The sequence below is a fragment of the Photobacterium leiognathi genome, assembly GCF_030685535.1.
Classification (GTDB): Bacteria; Pseudomonadota; Gammaproteobacteria; order Enterobacterales; family Vibrionaceae; genus Photobacterium; species Photobacterium leiognathi.
The window spans coordinates 310767-330755 of sequence record NZ_CP131601.1 but is presented as its reverse complement, the minus strand read 5'-3'; the positions used below and the strand labels follow the sequence as shown (position 1 = coordinate 330755).

Sequence of the window (19989 nt, the reverse complement as noted above, 5' to 3'; positions counted from 1 at the left end):
TTATTCACAGTCATGAACAACAACGGTTGCAGCAGCAGCTGACGTTGCTGCAGTATAAGTTACAGAGCATTTATCTGCTGTCGCCTTACCAACTTGGTTCAATAATGTGTAACTAATTGAGTCGCCTTCTTCATCACCGCCAGTACCAGCAGCGCCACTAACAGGCGCCCATTCAGTTGAACCTGACTCTAAGCCTTTTACTGCCTTTGCAATGCCGTCCGCATCTGCAGTTGGATAACCATAGACGGTTGTAATATTACCTTCATCAGTCTTAACTGGAGTACTAGTAGTAGACGCTTCAACACCATTAATTGCCGCTTTACCGTAAACAATACCTGCAGCACCTTGAATTGCACCTTTCAAACCTTGAAGTGAAGCATTTCGTGCATCATTTTGAAGGTTCATAAATTTAGGCGCAGCTGTTACAGCCAAAATACCAAGAATAACTATTACTACTACTAACTCAATTAGAGTAAAACCTTGTTGCTTTTTCATATTTCAATCCCTTATTTACTAATTAGCATCTAATCGAAACTAAGCTTTTTAACTACTTACAAGCATTATCTGCTAGCTGTACTTTTGCAGGTAGAGTTGCGCTTTGTGCTGGTACATAAACTAAGTAACAGTTTTTAGGGATCGTATTTGCAGGAGCAGCAATACCATTTTCATCCACACTCTCAACGTTACCTACTTGATCTGAATATTGTTTTGGAGCAAAAATTACTCGTTCTCCACTTGAATCGGGAGCATCATCAAAACTTTTTGAAGCCCAATCACCATCATTTCCAGTACCAACGATTGCTTTAACAATACCGTCATCGCTTGCTTTAGGGTAACCAAATAGTGTTTCTACAGTATCAGCCCCAGCACTTACAGGACCATTAGTAGACTCAATACCTTCAATCGCAGCCTTACCATAGACAATGCCTGAAGCACCTTGTATTGCCCCTTTTAAACCTTGCAGTGAGGCATGACGAGCATCACCTTGCAGATTCATAAATTTAGGTGCAGCAGTTACCGCAAGAATGCCTAAAATAACGATAACAACTACTAATTCAATTAAGGTAAAGCCTTTTTGCTTAATCATAAATTCACATCCTTGTGGGTTATTTAATTAAATTCCATTATTAATGAAACTTAATTAAATAGCGCTCATCCGAGCGCTATTTAAAATATTACTTACATGCATCAGCATCAATAATAATTGTAGGTTCTGCACCTGATGCAGCTTGCTTATAAGTTACATAGCACTTTTTAGGAACAGCATTTAGATCTGCAGAAGCAGCATAGTTTTTAAAGGTAAAGCTAATTGAGCCATCAGTACCTGTACCTTTAACAATCGCAAAATCATTATCTGTACCAACACCAGAAATAGCAGCAACAATACCTGCAGATGTTGCTGTTGGGTAACCATAAATAGTTTCTACTTTATTACCATTAACACCAACTTCTGTCGTTTCTGTGCTTGTTTCTTTACCTTCAATTGCAGCTTTACCGTAAACGATACCAGATGCACCTTGAATAGCGCCTTTTAAGCCTTGTAGCGATGCATTACGAGCATCGCCTTGCAAGTTCATGAACTTAGGTGCTGCAGTAACAGCTAAAATACCTAAAATCACGATAACAACGACTAATTCGATTAGCGTAAAGCCACCTTGACGTTTCATATACTTCTCTCTCTATTATTTCAAATCTACTTCAACGCGGCCCACTGCTGGTTTATAAGTAAAAGAGTGCCCGGCTAATGGGTTCACTTCACCAGAGCTATTTTTACTAGCAGATGCTAGCTGATAATAACGACACTGTTTATCGGCACCAGTGCCTTCAACGGTGACGAAAAATAAATCTTTGCTGTTTACCAAATCATCACGGGAAATGGTTGCTAATGGCGGGTTTTGCATTAGCTCCTGCAATAAATCTAAACAATCATTGGCTGTCATATCGACGGCACTTAACGTTGCACTACTATTTAGTGCAAACGGGTAACCAGGTCGAATATTTAGCGTGGTATCTTCTTTAGTGAGTTTGAACTCAGTACCATCGTAGTCGACAATATTATTATTGCCACTATCAACTGGGCGACCATACGCTTCCCATTGTGCTCTTGCCGAAATTACAGCGGTGGCAAACCCACCTGTCATCCCTTCGATCGCTGATTGTTTCGCTTGATCGGTGATATTCATAAACCGAGGTAATGCGGTAGCCGCTAAAATCCCCAGTACAATAATCACAACGACTAATTCAATTAACGAAAAGCCGGCGTGTTTCTTCATTTCCTTATCCTTACAACTGTAAAAAACTCGACACTAAAGCGACAAATTACTGGCAATGTGTATTCTGTCATTAATATAAAATATTGCCAATTTTTTATTGATGCCTATGTCATATAAACATGAATTATAAGCCACTGAATCGTCTGATTTTCTATAACTAAATGCGTTATATTCTGGCTTTTCTATTCCATTTGATAATAAAGACCATATTTTTGGACAGTCTAAGTCGCCATTTTTGTACACAATAGGCCAGCCAAGCGAAGTATACGAAAAAGGAATTCCAGCCACCTTATCATGCTGTGGTTTATTGTTTAATTCCCAGTTCTGACGCAGGTTTACAGCACCTTGATACAGGTTGTTTCGGGTCAAATCTAGCTGCACTAACTTGGCATTTTTGTGTACTTGATTCCATTCGTATAACAAAACGCTAATTAAGACCAATGTCACAATAGCCCATGAAATATTTTGTAACCTTTTTGCGTGCTGTAATTCACGATCCCTTAGCGACATCGAGCATTCCCCACATCGGCAAGAAGATACCCAGTGCTAATAGCAGCACCATACCAGCCACAACCACTAGCATGATCGGTTCGATTCTGGCGGTTAACGTCTTTAAATCGTACTCAACTTCCCGATCATAAAAATCTGCCACTTCCAATAGCAAGTCATCAACTTGACCCGTCTCTTCACCAACAGCAATCATTTGTAGTACGAGAGGGGTAAATACACCAGATTTTGTCGCGGTGCGAGCAATACTGCTACCGCTCTCAATGCCCTGCTTCATTTCAACTAAGCGGTTTTCTAAGAAACGGTTACCTAAAGACTCCGCTGCCATTTGAATGGCTTGGTTTAGCGGCACACCTGCACGGATCATTAATGAAAACGTTCGCGCAAAACGTGCCATCTGAGCACGATTGACAATTGAGCCGGTAATTGGCATTCGTAATCGCCAGTTATCCCACTTTTCTGCCCCTTTGGGCGTATTACGCCACAAACGAATACCGAGCCAAGTAGCAAATGACACCCCGATCATCACGGGCCAGTAATGAACAAAGAAATTAGATGTTCCAATCAGCACTCGAGTCGGCCATGGCAGTTCAACACCAAAACGAGAGAACATGGAGGCAAACTGCGGGATCACCTTGGTATTTAAGATCCCCATTGCGATCACGATAGCGGTTAATACAAACGTGGGATAACGCATCGCAGATTTGATTTGGCGACGGGTTTTCATCTCTTGCTCGTAGTAGTTAGCGAGTTGCAATAACACCTGATCAAGACGACCGGTATTTTCACCAACATGGATCATCGAAATGAATAGACGTGAAAATACCCGAGGGTGCTGCTGCATAGAGGCTGATAATGCCAAACCATTAGTCAGATCTTGTGTTACCTCTTCCAAAGTCGTTTTTAATAACGGGTGATTGGCGCTTTGCGATAACCCTTTAAACGCACGCAGGAGCGGTACACCAGCTTTGGTTAAGCTATAAAGCTGACGACAGAAGATCACCAGAATTTCTAATGGTAATTGCGCCTGAAACAGCGAGCTTAAATCAAAAGCTTGGCTTTTACTTTTGCCATGAGTCTCGCGGATCTCTAACGGGATCACGCCTTGACGCATCAAAAGGTCTGCCGCTGCATTCGGGCTCGATGCTTCAATTGTTCCTTGCTTTAACTGGCCTTTATCACCGCGACCTCGGTAGCTGAACACTGCCATTTTTCGTCTCTACTACTTAAGATCGTCCATGATTTCCCCTTCACCAAGGAGCAATACTTCATCAATACTGGTTTTACCGGCTAAAGCGAGATCCATTGCCGACTCAACAAGCGGTTTATAACCTTCACTATTACGTGCTAATTGGGTAAATAACACTGCATTATTTTGGCGCAGTGCATCCATCATTTCTTGGCGCATTTCTAATAGCTCAAACACACCAATACGCCCTTTGTAGCCGGTAAAGTTACAGCTGTGACAACCACGCCCACGACGGAATACATGGTTGTTGTAAAATGGGAAACGTGTTTCTAACCATGCCTTTTGGCCCGGCTCTAACGGCGCATCTTCACCACAATCACTACAAATACGGCGCACCAATCGCTGTGCTAATACCGCACGTACTGCACTGGCAACCAGATATCCCGGCGCTTCCATGTCGATCATTCGCAGCGCACTATCAACGGCATCATTGGTATGTAGTGTTGATAACACTAAGTGACCAGTTAATGCTGAACGTAAACCAATTTCAACGGTTTCCTGATCACGCATCTCACCAATCAGGATGACATCAGGGTCTTGACGTAAGAAGGTACGTAAGATCGATGAGAACGTGAGGCCAATTTTGCTATTTACCTGAACTTGGTTAACACGCGGCAAACGGTATTCCACCGGATCTTCTGCGGTGATCAGTTTCTTACCCGGCTTATTTAATTCACTCAGTGCGCCATATAGCGTGGTTGTTTTACCTGAACCTGTTGGCCCGGTTACCAAAATCATCCCATGAGGACGTTTTAGCTGACGACGAAAACGTTGCACGATGTCATCAGGCATACCTATTTCATCAAGGCTCAAAATACCCGCAGATTGATCAAGCAAACGCATTACCACAGATTCACCATGTTGAATTGGCATGGTAGAAATACGCACATCAACCGAACGGTTACGTACCATCATGTTAAAACGTCCATCTTGAGGTAGACGCTTTTCAGAAATATCCAGACCACTCATGAGCTTCAAACGCAATACCAGCGCAGAAGAAATACTGCTCTCATCAATCACGTTTTCATGTAGAACACCATCAATACGTTGGCGGATACGCAGCACGTCAGCATCGGGCTCAATGTGGATATCCGAGGCACCTACTTGTACCGCATCTTCAAACAATGAATTGATCAGTTTTACGACTGTCACTTCTTCATTGTCTGTCTCTTCCATACCAAAGGTGAAGGTATGGTGATCTTGGTGCTCAGCTTTTAACTGTTCAGCAAAAGAGGCAATTTCTTGGGTACGACGATAGTAGCGATCAAACGCCGCCAATAGCTGACGTTCAGGAGCGATCACTAGCTCAACACGGTATTGGCTAAGCTGATCAAACACCGCTTCTTGCGCCGCTAAGTCAGCCGGATCACTCATCGCAACACGCACAGTGTCACCATGTTTACCAAGCACTAATGCACGCAAACGACGGGCGTTAACTTCCGTTAATAACCCTACGCTATCGCTATCTACTTGTACTCTTGTCAGATCGACTAATGGCACATCTAGCTGACGAGCTAAGAACTGCAGCATCTGCTGTTCAGTAAGAAAGCCTAAATTAATTAAGGTATCACCCAGCTTACGACCGATTGATTGCTGTTTCTTCAGTGCTTGTTCTAGTTGTTGCTGAGTAATAATATTTTCATCAACGAGAAGGTCGCCTAAACGCTTACGTAATCGAATTTGCATCGGCTAACTCCTATGCTTAGTTAATGCAGCTAAACGCTGTTGAATAAACTGTTGTGATGATGCTGAGATATTGCCAAGTTGTAATGCTTTACGATAAGACTCGACGGCTTTTTTCATATCACCACTGCGATCTTGGGCAATAGCTAAGCCCATCCACCAGCGACCATCAAACGAGGCAACACGCACTAATTGTTGATAACTGTTTAATGCCACTGCGTTGTTATTGAGTTTTTGCGCTAATGCGCCACGCATCGCTAAATACTGGGTATTCATGCTGCCACTTTTATCATTAAGTACAGCCAATGCCGCTTGGTTTTGTGACTCATTAACTAATAACTTCGCCAGCGTTAAACGCAATTCTGGTTGATTCGGCTGTTTTGCTAAGCCTTTTTCAAGTGTAGCAATCGCTTCTCTTACCTCACCACGACCGTAATACAAGGCGGCTAAACGCTGTCTTGCCATGATCCAATTAGGACGATAATTCAACGCCGCTTCTAAATTCATGACCGCTTGTTTACTGTCTTCTTGCTCTAGTGCTTTTTCTGCATTTAAGTATTCCACTTGTGCTAACTCATTGGGAGTTAACGCAACGGTTTGAATAGACAGTTCACTTTTTACTGGCGCGGCTGGCGCTTGATGTACAACCGCTTTGGCTTTTTTCTCGTGCTTCACTTCTGCTAATGCACGCTCATAACCACTCTCATAACCTTGATCATAAGAGCTTTGTAATTCTTTTTGTTCTTCTTCACTTTCCAGTGATTCTTGAGCAACAGGCATATCAGCAAGATCTGCTGACACTGATTTCTGCGCAACCTGACGTGCCGTTTGTGGGACTGGGGCTGCTTTTTTCGCTGCTGCCGACTCAACATTGGCGACCGCTATCAGCTGTACTTCAGACTGATGTTTTTTACTCTTATCAGATGGCTCAATAGCTGGTTGGGTTGCTTCACTTTGTACAATCGTTGATTGTGCGACGAGTTCAGGCTGTTGAATGATCGGATCAGCAGATACTGGTGTTTCAGCCATTGCAGGCGTAACAACGCTGTCTGGTTGACTGAACCACCACACCACTGTGCTTAACACTAATCCACAGCATCCCAATGCTGCCCACTTTAGTCATACCGACTTTGGTACAGGGGCAATGTTGGCTGCACGTAATGGCGAGCCCTTCTGGGTTGCAGAAGATAATTTAACTTGGCTCAACTCATTGAGTCGGCGATTTAATTCACTCATGAATGGCTCCATCCCCATAACACAGGAAACGACCATTTGGGTTGTCTTGCCCCTAAGGTATCCCGAATAGCCATGAGAACTTCTTTCTTACTAACTATGTATTTTTGCTCACAAAACGTCGCAAGCAGTGATTTGTGACATAACTGATTAATTAACCTTGGTACGCCATTGCTCGCACGCCAAATCGCACGGCATAACGGTACGCTAAACACCATGTCGGTATAGCCCGCTTGATGTAAACGGTGCTTAATATAAGCAATGGTTTCAGCCAAAGTTAATGGACGTAAAACGGCACGAAAGGTGATCCGCTGGCGTAACTGACGTAATTGATGCTGCGCCAAACGCTGATCGAGCTCTGGCTGCCCTAACAATACGATATGAAGCAATTTCTCTTGCTCGGTTTCTAAATTACCTAACAAGCGGATCGCTTCTAGTGCATCATCTGGTAACGCTTGGGCTTCATCTAATAACACCACCACCGATTGCCCATTTAAACGACGGGTGATCAACTCATCTTGAATTTGCTCGGTAAGCAACACAGGATCGCTACTCGGCGTTAAATTTAATTCTTTCGCCAGCGCTCGTTTTAATTCAGTGCCATTACTGGCGGGCGTCGGCAAATAAGCGAGATCAAAATGCGCTGGAAGTTGGGTCATTAACATGCGGCACACTAAAGTTTTACCTGTTCCAACTTCTCCTGATACCTGCGTGATCCCTTCTCCCATAGAAAGTGCTGCCAGCACAGTTTGAATCGCTTCAATGTGTGATGGCAGCGCGTGAAAAAGGGATGTATTTGGCGTTAGAGCAAAAGGTTGCTGGCTAAAGCCAAAATGATCGATATACATGGTTTACCCTTCTTCAGGGAACCATTCATTGATCAGTGAGCGAGAACGTTCGATCTCTTGCTTCCAAGTGTTATCAGTAACCACGGTCGGTTTTAGCAAAATCACTAACTCGGTTTTCTTCTTCACTTTGTTGATTTGACGGAATAAGTTACCTACCCCAGGAATATCACCTAATAGCGGCACTTTAGATACTTGATCGTTAATGGTTGATTTCATCAAACCACCGATCACCACTACATCACCAGTGCGAGCATGAATGATCGAATCGGATTCGCGGATAGTGCTTTTTGCCAATGGTAGTATCATTGGTTTTGCCGTACCAACTTCAATCTTTTTCTCTTCATTCTGTACATCAACAACTGCAGGGTGAACATGCAGTAACACCCCGCCTTGATCGTCGATTTGTGGCGTCACATCTAACGAAATACCTGAGAAGAAAGGTGTTAATGACACATCCGGTGCCACGTTATTGTTATCACCAGAAACATTGCTACTTGATACATCAGTCACGAAGTATTCATCACCACCCACTTTGATCACAGCTTTCTGATTGTTAGCTGCAGTCACTCTTGGGCTAGATAGCACATTCAAATCACCTTGCGTTGATAAGAAGCTCATTACTGCATTGAAGTTACCATCAGAGATCGTGATATTGGTTTGACCGCCTAAAAGATCAGAAATCGCATTCCCCCCCGGTAGACCGTCCACAATAGCAGCTGTTCCCATCGTAATACCGTTACCACTGTTAGTTAAGTAGCTCCAGTTGATACCTTGTTGGTAACTATCATCTAACGTGACTTCCATGATCTTGGCTTCAAGTACCACTTGACGCTTCAGGCGCTTTTGCGACATGCCCAAGAACTCTTTCACTTCACGTAATTCATTCGGGAACGCGCGAACAGAGATCAAACCCGCTTGCGGCGAAACCATCACACTTCGACCATCACCTGAGCCAATCATGCCACTCACGACTTTTTCTAGCTGTACCCAGAAGTCGCTATCAGAGGTGGTTTCAATTGTTGTACCGCCAGTGGTGGTGTTACCGTTACCCGAACTGCTGTTGCTATTGTTGTCATCATTTGACGATGAGCTACTACTATCACTATCCGCAATTGAGCCAGAAGTGATAGAGGTTAATGATTTGCCTCTACGCTGTAGCTGTAAGTAATCAACAGGGATCACTTCCGTACGTAATGTCGCAGGGAATACCTGAATGATATTGCCTTTACGTGTGGTGTTATAACCGTAAATATCCGATGCGACGTTTAACACTTCATCTAGCGTGACATCGTTTAATTTCATGGTGATACGACCGCTAACACCAGGATGAATAACGATATTAAACGGCGTACCTTTAACTAAACTGGTAAAGAACGCACCTGCTTCAACATTTTTAGCGTTAACACGAAAACGCTTTTCTAACGAAGAATTAACCGGATTAATTCCACCATCCAATGACGGCATAAGATCAGCGTTTACCGCAGAAGGCAGTTCCATTAAAGGACGGCTATTGGCTTCATTCGCAGCTTCATTTAAGGCTTTCTTAATTTCAGTTGGGTTTTGATGTCCCATAGAACAGCCAGCCAAGGATGCAATTGCAACCCCCAGAAGAATTCGACGCATATGTTTTTTAACCTTTAATTCGTTCGTATGTTTTCAGCAAATAACGCCAAATGCCACTTCTTGCCGCCTCGGCTTAAAGTAACACTGCTATCAGAGACATGAGTGAGGGTATAACCATTAACACGACCACCTAAACTCACCACTTCACCACTTAAAATGACGGAGCACTGCGCACCATCACAAATAATACTTTGTAATTGAGGTAATCGAGGTTGTCCTTTCGCTTGGCTTTTACCACTCGCTACCCAGCCTAATGGCGCAGTAGGATCTTGGGCTGCACTCACACTTACCGAACCAAAGCTCAATAGTAATGCTGCCGTCCATGCAATTTTCCTATCCACCAATAAAGTCCTTACTTTCACCTAAGGTATACACTTCCAGTTCAACCTTAGCCCATGGATATTCATCAACTTGGTAGTTCAAACTACGCCAGTAATACTTCACAGGTAAGGCTTCTAATTTGTTTAAATAATTCACCACATCGAAATAACGCCCTTTAAACGTTAAACGAACGGGGTGAACGTAATATCCTTGGTCGTCACCACTCACCAATTGTGATGATGGCATTGATGTCATTGAGTCTAATTTCAATGATGAACTATGACGCAAAACTTGCTCTAGCAACCCCGCCATCTGTACTCGCGAAATCAAACTACCAATTTTATCTTCCAGTAGTTTAGTCAATGCGGCATCTTGTTGGCGATATTGTGCCAGCTTTTGGTTAATGTCTTTGTCAGGATCTTGCTGTAATTTGCGATTAGCAACGATCAGCTGGTTCTGTGCCGTTAGTAAATTGTTCTTGGTATCCATCAAGCTAGTTTTTATCGACTGTGCCGACTGCATTTGTGGCTCAATCACTAGCATGTAGCCAATAAATAAAATGCCAAACCAACCTGTAATGGCAATCAACCATTGCTCACGAACAGATAAAGCTGCAAAGCGTTGGCTTAATTCATTCCACTTCATCATTGAGCGCTCTCCTTAATGATTTTACGCTCAGCCTGTAATTGGAACGTCACGACATTTTTCTCATTGCGTCCTAAAGTCATCTTTTGGAATCGACGCTCAGCTAAAAACGGATACGTTTTAAATGCGCCAACCCAACGAGGCACTGCGTCAGGATTGCGTGCAAGACCACTTAAATCCATTGACTGTCCAGATACATAAATATGTTGTAAGGAAATATCACCACTTGCCGCATCAGCAAGTTGTTTTAACAATCCGGCATAACCAACACGCAAGCTTTCATCATGATCTTCAATAACTTTCAGCGTGGCGCGCTTTACTTCTAACTCTTTCATCAAAGCTTTTGATTCATTCACTTTCAGAGGATCTGCAAACAGTGCCGCCACTTGTGCTCTTGCATGATCCAACTTTTGCTGCTCTTCACTTAGTAGTGATGATTGCCTTGCGAGATCTTTTTCAATAATGCTGTTTTGCCAACTATTCCAGCCAGCCCAACCAGCAAATAACACAATTAATACCAGCCAACTTGCAGCAATATTCGACAATGTCATCCACTGCTTGGTTGGTAATAAACTATCGGAATACAGGTTAACAATGGCATCTTTTGGACGCTGTAATGCCGCCCATCCAAGCCTAGCAGCATTAGTATCAATTGCCGGATCAATTTCTTGAATCGCTTGAACACTAATATTCAGACGTTTATTTAGCTCTTCAGCCAAGGTCTGATTATCTTCATTATCACAGCTCACGATCAGCTGACTGATCGGGTTATTACGTAGCTGCGCACTAATGAAATCTAATGAGCGTTGCAATTCCAACGCCAAACTGTCTAGTTGGAAGCTGCCGCCATCTAACGCTTGGCGATCAACTAACGGTAAAGTAAAACCACGCAATTGACGTTGGAAACACAGTACCTGCTCGTTAAATGCCGTTAACTGCAAATTACCATCAGCATCAGCATGTAAAATCAACTGGCTTCGATTAGGATCGGAAAAACGACTCCATGCCACATCTTCTGCAGTGATATCAGTAACATGACAACCAACCTCATGGCAGGTCAGTACTATCTTGGTGATCAACTGACGTGAGGCAACGAAGACCTGTAAACGATCTTTGATTGCGGCAGGAAAGCCATCGGCAATTAACTCACTTGGGGAGTCATTCACCAAATCTTTGACAAGAAAAGGAAGTGCAGTTGAAAGTTCATCTGCATTAATTTCTGGCTTATCGATCACTAAGCTTTGATATAGCCCATGGCCTAAAACCAATTTCAGGTTGCATCCTGATAATTGATGTTGCGTGATCAAATTACGTGCAGCATCGCTCCAATCTGAAACGTTTGATACACCCATACGATCAACAACAAAGTGATCAGTTTTAGCCTGAACGAAAACAACCGTGTCAGTATAAAAAACTAAAGCAGCGGACGGGTGAAAACTCGCTCGCTGAAAAAGCTTAGAAAATACGTGTTTCATAGACGACCAGAATTAAAAGACTATACATCCTGTATGATGCTTTATTGACAAGATTAGCAGCTACTAATGGTGAGCCCAATAATATACGATAATTTTATTGATAAACATCACTTAATTAACCTAACGTTAATAATTAATGTAATTTTTTATTATCATTTCTAAGAAAAGAACAGACCATAGAAATCATAAAAGAATATCTTCTTTAGCAAATAAACGCCCTTGTCCTGCGGCAACCCCTAATTGTTTTAGCACTTCCCACTCTTTATGGGTTTCAACGCCAACCGCAATCACCTGAACATTCAAGTTTTCACATGCGCCCAACATACTTCTCACAAAAAGCTGATTTTCTTGACGTTTATTTATATCTCTCACAAGCCCACGGTGAAGTTTAATATAATCAGCTTTCACTTCTTTTATATAGTGAGTGCTGACAATGGTTCGTCCAGCCTGATCTACCGCGAGTTTACAGCCCATTCCCACCAACTTTTTCAGCACAGGTCGTAGGGCATCAAGGTGTTTCACGAGCAAACTTTCAGAGACTTCAAACATTACATTATTTAATAATGGACGTGGCACTTGTAATAATTCATTCATCAACCATTTAATAAATGTTTTATCCAGTAATGAATACACACTGACGTTGATAGAATATACTTCTATGGTAGATTCTCTTTTTAATAATGTAATAATTTGTGTAATGACAGCTTTATCAAAGCGCTGATTAAATCCGACTTGATTTATATAAGGAATAAAGTGGGATGCTTTTATTAATTCACTACGTTCATCTTTCATCCGAGATAAAATTTCACGGCTCATCACAACTTCATTATTCGCTTTAAATACAGCTTGTTGGAATAACAATGGACCGCCTTGCGTTAACACGCGATCAAACAAAGTACGCCAACGCACACTACCGCGATCATCTTCCCAACTATTTTCCTTAACAAAGCTATTCCAGCTATTCGAGCCTTGTAGTTGAGCACTACGCAATGCGGTATCAGCTTCATCCATTATACGGCCACGGCGTTCACCACCTTGGAAGTATGTCACCCCAATATGGCACCAGTTATCACGCTCCATGGATGATGGCGGAGATAAACGCTCAACAGCATTTAACAATTGATTAGTAAAAAGTTTGATCTCTTTTGCTGATTGCTGCGGGATCAGTATGGCAAATTCAGCATCGTAATAACGAGACAGCATAGTGTCAGGAAAGCGCTGAATGAAGTTAGATAAAATAATGCTGATCTCTTGAATAAACTCATCCGCATTTTGCTTACCTTCCTCAGCGATAGTTTCTTCCCAATCAGACAAGCGCATTAATATGACAGCACCATGGTTATCAGGCTCTTGCAGCATAGATTTAAGACGGCTATCAAACAGTATGCGGTTTGCCGCCCCTGTTAGCTGATCTAGAAAAGTATGGGTACGGATAAAGGTATCAAAGCGGCTACGCTCTTGGCGTGCATCTTTCAATTCCTTAATTAATTGATCCATCGCTAAACTGGCGGTTCCCGGCCATTCATAATCATTACCGATCGCATAATCGTCAACTTTACCCGCCAGAATCATCCGCCCTCGGGTTTCCAATAACTCAGAGCCCCGCAGCTGCAATTTCAGCCAACGGACACCTTGAACCAAGCCAAAAATAACGATACCCAGCGCTAAACTAATGAAAGACATCGCGCCTAATGAGTAAGTAAATTCAGCATAAGGCGGGATAGACGAAATCGTCACTTGATACTGAGGATTAAGCTGGAGTTGGTATTCACTATCGTACAGAATATTGGGATCTGGCAGTAATTCGAGACCTTTATAGGAAAAAACCACACCATGAGGACTTGTCACTGTCAGTTGTACCACATTACTTGATTTAAGCAGCTTAGGAAGCCAGCGAGACATGGATGCCCCACCTTGCGGATCTGACAATTCTTGATCGATAACCTCGACCACACCATTTAAATAATGCGTTAAATAGTCTTGCCCAAGCTTACGAAAACTCAGTGCACCACCAATAAAAATGATGAAGATAGCACAGATAACGATCATGGTAACAAAAGCAACTAACCGATTGGTTAATTTCATCCCTGAAGCTTTTCTCATAATATCCTAACTCTAAGCGCGATAATTTAACGAGCCCTCTCTCGTTGAAGGCTCTCCCTTATTATGAAGACTTTTTACCTCAATGGTAAACAATTCAATAACATCACTTTTAAAGCTGACTATTATCATTTTCAAAGTTACGTTACAGTGAGCCAAACGTCATCTATCGCACCATGACCATTGAAGGTCGCATTATGCATGCAAGAAACAAGGAAAGGTTATCACCATGGACTGGATCACCTGCACCAAAAGCTTTGTGGCTGTTATCCAGCACGGATCACAGTCAAAAGCCGCTAAGCACCTTGATATATCTAATTCAGCACTATCAAAACGCTTATCATGGTTAGAGCAACAACTGGGTGTCCAACTCCTCAAACGTACTACACGTCATCTATCACTCACCGATGCAGGTGAAACCTTCTTTCAACGCAGTTTGCTCATATTAGAACAATGGCAACAGTTACTGCACGAAACGACTGCAACCAATAGTGATATTCATGGCAGCCTACGTATTGGCTCATCACTGACGACAAGTAACCCTATCTTGATCAATGCGATTGCTAAATTTACCCAACAATACCCCAACGTGAACATCAGTTTACAACCTGTAACTCAAGGGCAATTACCTGACTTAGCGCTCGATATTATCATTAGCTCAGCGATTAATGATTTCAACTCTACCAGCTACATTGCAGCGCCACTGTTTGAGACTCAAGCGCGTTTCTATGCCTCTCCCGATTATTTGGAGCAACACGATCCTTTATCGTCGCCCGAACAACTCCAACAACACAACTGCTTATTACTAGGTCATCAACACCACCAACAAGCATATCTTTTTGATAATGATATAAGGCTGCTCTTAAAGAGTAACTTTATTACCTCAAACCCAGAATCTTTGATCGCTAGTGCTGTTGCTGGAATGGGATTGATCCTCACCTCACCCTACAATGTGCAACGTGAGCTTGATCATGGCTTGTTGATCCCTGTCTTATCACAACTAAAGCAACCACCAGAAATCACCTTTGCTTATTACCCCAAGCTTCACTATCAACATGAAAAAACAAAACGCTTTATCGATGTTATCAAGCAATGTACGCGTAACTCATAAGGCAAATAACAGACATAAAAAAAGCAGCGTTAGACGCTGCTTCTTAGTATTCACATTGGATTGATTAGAACGGAATGTCGTCATCAAAATCCATTGGTGGCTCATTGTACTGCGGTTGAGGTGCAGGTTGTTGAGCTGGTGCTTGTTGCTGTTGCTGCTGTTGTGGTGCATAGCTTTGTGCTGCAGGCTGTTGAGGCTGACCCCAACCACCACCTTGTTGCTGCTGACCGCCACCCATTGGTTGATTACCTTGGTTTTGACGACCGCCAAGCATTTGCATTGTGCCGTTAAAACCTTGAACAACCACTTCAGTTGTGTACTGATCTTGACCTTGCTGGTTCTGCCACTTACGCGTTTGTAGTTGACCTTCAATATATACTTGAGAGCCTTTACGTAGGTACTCACCTGCAACTTCAGCTAATTTTCCGTATAAAGCAACGCGGTGCCATTCAGTTTTTTCGCGTTGTTCACTGGTGTTCTTATCACGCCATGATTCTGATGTCGCAATGGTAATATTCGCTACCGCACCGCCGTTTGGCATGTAACGGACTTCAGGATCATTTCCTAAGTTACCGACTAAGATAACCTTATTAATGCCACGACTGTCCATAGTTCACTCCAAATCTGATAACGAACTATTCAATTCAAATAGCCCGCTTAGTCAAAGTTTATACTCAATCGCGCAGTTTATCATGGTGCCAGTATTTTTCCATCGCCCAAGTTGTCATCGATAAAATCTCAACTCACAATTTCGCTATTCGACCACTCTCACGCATAACATCAAAAGCTTTAATGTTGCTTCAATGTAAAATGTCATTTTTCTGACACTTTTATAAAATTATTCGATATGATCAATTTTATAAAAACATAATCATCAGACAAAAAGCATATTCTTTATTTATATTAAGCATTAATAGTGAATTTCGCATTCATTTAAAGAATACCTTGTCATTTGTAACACTATGATTTTACGACTATCATTACTTAGTTTATGACTTTGAGAGCTAAAATAAATTTATCACCTCAAGGTTGTAGCAAAATGGTAACCAAAGAGTAGAAAGACGTAGCAAAAATTACAGACTGTCGCTATTTCTTAGCGTCTAGCTGTAATCGTTACCTAAAAGATAAATGCTCTTTATTATTTCGTTGACTACACAAGCACTTTGGGAGCTTTTAACCTAAGGGCGGTAGCGTGAAAAATTACCAATACTGATTTGATGAAAATCTCTTCAATCCAATCAGTACTCTAAGCTCTTACCTTTCAAAAATCTGAGAATCAAAAAGACATGCGTGCAAAAAAAGTACTTCTATTGTTCTCTGGTTGTATGACTTTTTCTGCTTGGGCAAACCCTATGCATGTGAAGGTCACTCCTTTTGTCTTCTCTAAATATTTAGTCAATGACAACATAACTCAAGTATCCAAATATCCTATTTCATCACCTGTTGTTGAACTCACGCCTGGGTTTATTCTTAACGGTGAGAAAAGCACTAACACTTACGATCTTACCTATTACGCCAAGAAAGCAACATTTCTAGACAGTGAACAAGATGATTTTATTGATCATAATTTAGAGCTTGATATCGAACAGCATTTCACAATGCGAAATAAAATAAAGTTAAAATATCAATACATTAAATCTCATGATGGTCGTTCTGATATTCGTGATGATCTACTACCCTATGTCACAGAGCCCGTTAAATACTACGCGCAACACGGCATGCTAGATTACATCTATGGCGCCCAATGGGCACGTGGTCGATTAGAGTTTGGCGCAGGATTTAATACCAAACGTTTTAAGAATTATCGTCATTTACCGGGAGCGGCTGATTTAGCATCAACCCGTTTTGATGACTTTAATGACATCCTACTTGAAGGACAATTTACCTACCGTCCCTCAGATGTCAGTGAATTTTTTGTCCGAGTAGAAAACCAAGACCGTACTTATTTATACAATCGTTTTGAAGGCAGCACGCTTGATAACAACACTAGCTATTTCTTTCTTGGCACCAAACTTGGGATCAACAAAGATACCCACGGCTCACTAATGCTTGGTTGGCAAAACAAAAGCTTTAGCCAGCCCGATCGCCCTGCCTTTAGTGGCTTATCATGGCGAGGAGATTTCTTTTGGTCTCCTGTTAAGCACTCAACCTTTAGCTTAGAAACGAAACGAGAAATTCTCGATCCGGATGCTAAAAACGATTACCGCAAAGAAACTTATTACAATTTTGCATGGAAACACTTTTGGCTTAATCGTCTGTACAGTGAACTTAAGGCAGACTATTTAACCGATGAATACACCAGTGGCTTAAGAACTGATAAAACAACCGATTATGAAGCCTCTATTGGCTATGTATTTAGAAACTACTTAACGTTTGTAACGGGATGGACAAAAGAGAGCAATCGCTCAACTGTTCCTATTAACGATTATGACCAAAACATTGTGTATTTTTCCGCTAATTTTAAATTGGATTCACTATGATCAATAACTTAAAAGTGTGCTTGTGCTTCCTTTTGCTCACACTGACAACCCATGTCTATGCCGCACAAATTGATACCACGCATTATCAATTATCTCCAGGCGATAAAATCCAAATTAAAGTCTACGGCGAAGACAATTTAACTTTCAATGAATTACTGATCCCTGAAAGTGGACAAATCAATTACCCCTACTTAGGCTCAGTGACTGTTGCAGGTAAAACCTTGACCCAAGTGAAAGATGAAATTACTCACGGCTTAAAAGGCGATTATCTGCTTGATCCGAAGGTGATGGTAAATTTACTTAACTTCAAACAAATATACGTTGGTGGCGAAGTCAGAAGACCCGGCGGTTATGAATACCAACCCAATTTAAGTGTAGAAAAAGCAGTAGCGCTAGCAGGTGGTTTCACCGATCGTGCAGACACTGATGACATCACTATTAAAGATGCGAACAATAAATTAAAAACCGATGATGCCAACATCAATATGGAAATTGAGCCAGGTGATATTATCGTTGTAGGACAAAGCTTTTTCTAATTTTTATTGAGTTAAATTAATATGTTATTTAAATCACCAGAAGAGTTGGTTGTAAAAGACGAAACGATTAATTTCTCTAAATATTTTAATCGCATTAAAAGTAATTGGATGTGGATTGTCTTAATTACTGTTATTTTCGCCACTCTGGCTTTTCTTAAATCACCGATATCGACCAATACCTATTCTGCAACATCGACCTTGATGATCGATGCGACACCACCTAAGCCGATTTCGCTGCAGAACTTACCTAACTACGATCCAACTCAAAAAGAGTTCTACGCAACACAATATGCGTTACTGCGATCAAATGTGATTGCAGCAAAAGTGATTGAGAATTTAGATTTAACTAACAACCCTGACTTTATGGGAGAGCCGAAATCAACGCATTCGTCGCTAAAAGCACGCATTAAACAATGGTTGATTGATTTTAAACAGCCATCGGATGGTAGTGTGGCAGTGGCTCAAAGCCTCACTCACACCACACCTTCAGAGCTAAAAGCACTGCAAATTTTCGCCAAAAGTTTACTTATTACACCGATTGATAAAACCCAGTTGGTGATGATCACATACACTTCTAAAGATCCCTCTTTAGCGGCAAATATTGCCAATGCTGTTGGTCAGGCATACATCAATTACTACGTTGATATTAACTCCGAAACCAATAAAAAAGCCTCTGAATGGTTAACTTCACGTTTAACAGAGCTAAAGCAGCAGTTAAATGATTCAGAGAAAAAACTCACCGACTATTTAGCCAAAGAGCAACTAGTTAATACCATTGCCGTTGATGAGCTTGCTAACAGTGAACTCATCAATTTAACCAACCGTTTAGCGGCAATTACAGATAAACGGGTGCAAACTGAAGCGCTATACACAACCCTGCGTGGTAGTCGCCATTTAAGTTACAACCAAATTGATGCCATCAGTGAGATCTCTAACCACCCACAAATTCGCGATATCACCAATGCGGAAACCGATGCTGAAAATGTGGTTGCCGAATTATCAAAGCGCTACGGCCCTAAACACGAAAAGATGCTTGAAGCTGAGTCGCAGCTAGCTGCTATTCGTGCCCGTAAAGATCGTATGTTGAAGCGTCTGGTTGAGGGCGTGAAGAAAGAGCTTGAGAGTAACCAACGCCAAGAACGTGAAATTGAAGCTGAGATCAAAAAGAAAAAAGAAGAGTTCCAATCATTAGCAGTGAAAAAAGTACATTATCAAGCGCTACAGCAAGATGTTGATACCAATAAACAGCTATTGAAAACCTTCTTAGAGCGCCAAAAAGCAACCATTGCAACAGAAGACTACAAAGACTCGATTGCGCACTTTACCGATTACGCATTAAAAGCGTATCCGTCAGGTCCAAATATCAAAAAGAATGTATTAATCGCCAGTATCGTTGGCTTAATGCTATCGTTGTGTGTGCTGTTTGCGATCCAATTCTTTGATACAACAGTCGAATCATCTGAAGAATTTGAACGTTATTTTCCACTGTTCTCGTTAGGTAATATTCCCTTTATTAAGCGCCTAGCGAAAAAGAAAATACCGATTGATGAGGATACGTTAAGTGCCAAAGAAAAACCGATGTTCTTTGAAGGCATTCGCAATGTTCGTACCGCGTTAAACCTTGCGATCACAGGCGATCAACGCACGGTTATGATCACTTCAGCATTAGCCCAAGAAGGGAAAACAACGCTGGCAACTAACCTTGCTCGCTCCCTTGCACAATCCGAAAAAGTTGCGCTAGTACAGGTTGATTTACATAACCAAGGTACAGCCTTATCTGCCCCTCAAGGCTTAAGTGAGATCTTAACAGGCAAAACAACGCTTAGCGATGTGATGGCAAAATCTAACCAAAATAATCTTGTTATGATCCCAGCTCGGTGAGCCCGTTGCCGATCCTCAAGAATT

At 41.9% G+C, this 19989-nt stretch carries 19 protein-coding genes; 4 read left to right on the top strand and 15 right to left on the bottom strand.

The window, feature by feature from the left end; translation table 11 throughout:
- From Q7674_RS08450 to csrD, 14 genes are all read right to left on the bottom strand, one after another.
- Complete coding sequence (locus tag Q7674_RS08450; RefSeq protein ID WP_045063194.1) at window positions 1-495, bottom strand: type II secretion system protein; 495 nt, start codon at window positions 493-495, stop codon at window positions 1-3.
- 52 nt (window positions 496-547) lie between these two features.
- Complete coding sequence (locus tag Q7674_RS08445; protein ID WP_045063195.1) at window positions 548-1087, bottom strand: type II secretion system protein; 540 nt, start codon at window positions 1085-1087, stop codon at window positions 548-550.
- 88 nt (window positions 1088-1175) lie between these two features.
- Complete coding sequence (locus Q7674_RS08440) at window positions 1176-1667, bottom strand: type II secretion system protein (RefSeq protein WP_045063196.1); 492 nt, start codon at window positions 1665-1667, stop codon at window positions 1176-1178.
- A gap of 15 nt (window positions 1668-1682) precedes the next feature.
- Window positions 1683-2273 carry a type II secretion system protein gene (locus tag Q7674_RS08435; protein WP_045063197.1) on the bottom strand — a complete coding sequence of 197 codons (591 nt, stop codon included), beginning with the start codon at window positions 2271-2273 and terminating at the stop codon, window positions 1683-1685.
- Between the two features lie 33 nt (window positions 2274-2306).
- Complete coding sequence (locus Q7674_RS08430) at window positions 2307-2783, bottom strand: hypothetical protein (protein ID WP_045063198.1); 477 nt, start codon at window positions 2781-2783, stop codon at window positions 2307-2309.
- Window positions 2764-3990 (bottom strand): type II secretion system F family protein, encoded by a 1227-nt coding sequence (locus Q7674_RS08425; RefSeq protein ID WP_045063199.1) that lies wholly within the window; start codon window positions 3988-3990, stop codon window positions 2764-2766. The genes Q7674_RS08430 and Q7674_RS08425 overlap by 20 nt, the downstream gene beginning before the upstream one ends.
- A gap of 12 nt (window positions 3991-4002) precedes the next feature.
- Window positions 4003-5715, bottom strand: coding sequence for a GspE/PulE family protein (locus Q7674_RS08420; protein ID WP_305423524.1), 1713 nt, complete (start codon window positions 5713-5715; stop codon window positions 4003-4005).
- A 3-nt stretch (window positions 5716-5718) separates the two neighbouring features.
- Window positions 5719-6798 (bottom strand): tetratricopeptide repeat protein, encoded by a 1080-nt coding sequence (locus Q7674_RS08415; RefSeq protein ID WP_305423522.1) that lies wholly within the window; start codon window positions 6796-6798, stop codon window positions 5719-5721.
- 146 nt (window positions 6799-6944) lie between these two features.
- On the bottom strand, window positions 6945-7793 hold the full coding sequence (locus tag Q7674_RS08410; RefSeq protein ID WP_008987841.1) for an ExeA family protein: 849 nt from the start codon (window positions 7791-7793) through the stop codon (window positions 6945-6947).
- Window positions 7794-7796: 3 nt separating this feature from the next.
- Window positions 7797-9416, bottom strand: coding sequence for a pilus (MSHA type) biogenesis protein MshL (mshL, locus tag Q7674_RS08405; RefSeq protein WP_045063201.1), 1620 nt, complete (start codon window positions 9414-9416; stop codon window positions 7797-7799).
- Window positions 9417-9430: 14 nt separating this feature from the next.
- Window positions 9431-9757, bottom strand: coding sequence for a hypothetical protein (locus Q7674_RS08400; protein WP_045063203.1), 327 nt, complete (start codon window positions 9755-9757; stop codon window positions 9431-9433).
- Window positions 9750-10385, bottom strand: a complete 636-nt coding sequence (locus Q7674_RS08395; protein ID WP_305423521.1) for a type II secretion system protein GspM — start codon at window positions 10383-10385, stop codon at window positions 9750-9752. Before Q7674_RS08395 ends, Q7674_RS08400 begins: the two co-directional genes overlap by 8 nt.
- Window positions 10382-11857 (bottom strand): PilN domain-containing protein, encoded by a 1476-nt coding sequence (locus tag Q7674_RS08390; RefSeq protein WP_045063206.1) that lies wholly within the window; start codon window positions 11855-11857, stop codon window positions 10382-10384. The genes Q7674_RS08395 and Q7674_RS08390 overlap by 4 nt, the downstream gene beginning before the upstream one ends.
- A 183-nt stretch (window positions 11858-12040) precedes the next feature.
- On the bottom strand, window positions 12041-13960 hold the full coding sequence (gene csrD / locus Q7674_RS08385) for an RNase E specificity factor CsrD (protein ID WP_045063207.1): 1920 nt from the start codon (window positions 13958-13960) through the stop codon (window positions 12041-12043).
- Between the two features lie 226 nt (window positions 13961-14186).
- Between csrD and Q7674_RS08380 the strand changes: the two genes are divergently transcribed.
- The gene (locus Q7674_RS08380) at window positions 14187-15068 is read left to right on the top strand and encodes a LysR family transcriptional regulator (RefSeq protein WP_045063209.1); all 882 of its coding nucleotides are present in this window, start codon (window positions 14187-14189) and stop codon (window positions 15066-15068) included.
- Between the two features lie 64 nt (window positions 15069-15132).
- On the opposite strand, the gene Q7674_RS08375 is transcribed toward Q7674_RS08380, so the two are convergent.
- Entirely contained in the window at window positions 15133-15678 is a 546-nt protein-coding gene (locus Q7674_RS08375; RefSeq protein ID WP_305423519.1) for a single-stranded DNA-binding protein, read from the bottom strand.
- Between the two features lie 676 nt (window positions 15679-16354).
- On the opposite strand from Q7674_RS08375, the gene Q7674_RS08370 reads away from it, so the two are divergent.
- The 3 genes from Q7674_RS08370 to Q7674_RS08360 are packed head-to-tail and all read left to right on the top strand — an operon-like array spanning window position 16355 to window position 19965.
- Entirely contained in the window at window positions 16355-17548 is a 1194-nt protein-coding gene (locus tag Q7674_RS08370) for an outer membrane beta-barrel protein (RefSeq protein ID WP_305423517.1), read from the top strand.
- On the top strand, window positions 17545-18084 hold the full coding sequence (locus Q7674_RS08365; RefSeq protein WP_045063212.1) for a polysaccharide biosynthesis/export family protein: 540 nt from the start codon (window positions 17545-17547) through the stop codon (window positions 18082-18084). Before Q7674_RS08370 ends, Q7674_RS08365 begins: the two co-directional genes overlap by 4 nt.
- A gap of 21 nt (window positions 18085-18105) precedes the next feature.
- The gene (locus Q7674_RS08360; RefSeq protein WP_305423516.1) at window positions 18106-19965 is read left to right on the top strand and encodes an exopolysaccharide transport family protein; all 1860 of its coding nucleotides are present in this window, start codon (window positions 18106-18108) and stop codon (window positions 19963-19965) included.
- Window positions 19966-19989 lie beyond the last annotated feature (24 nt).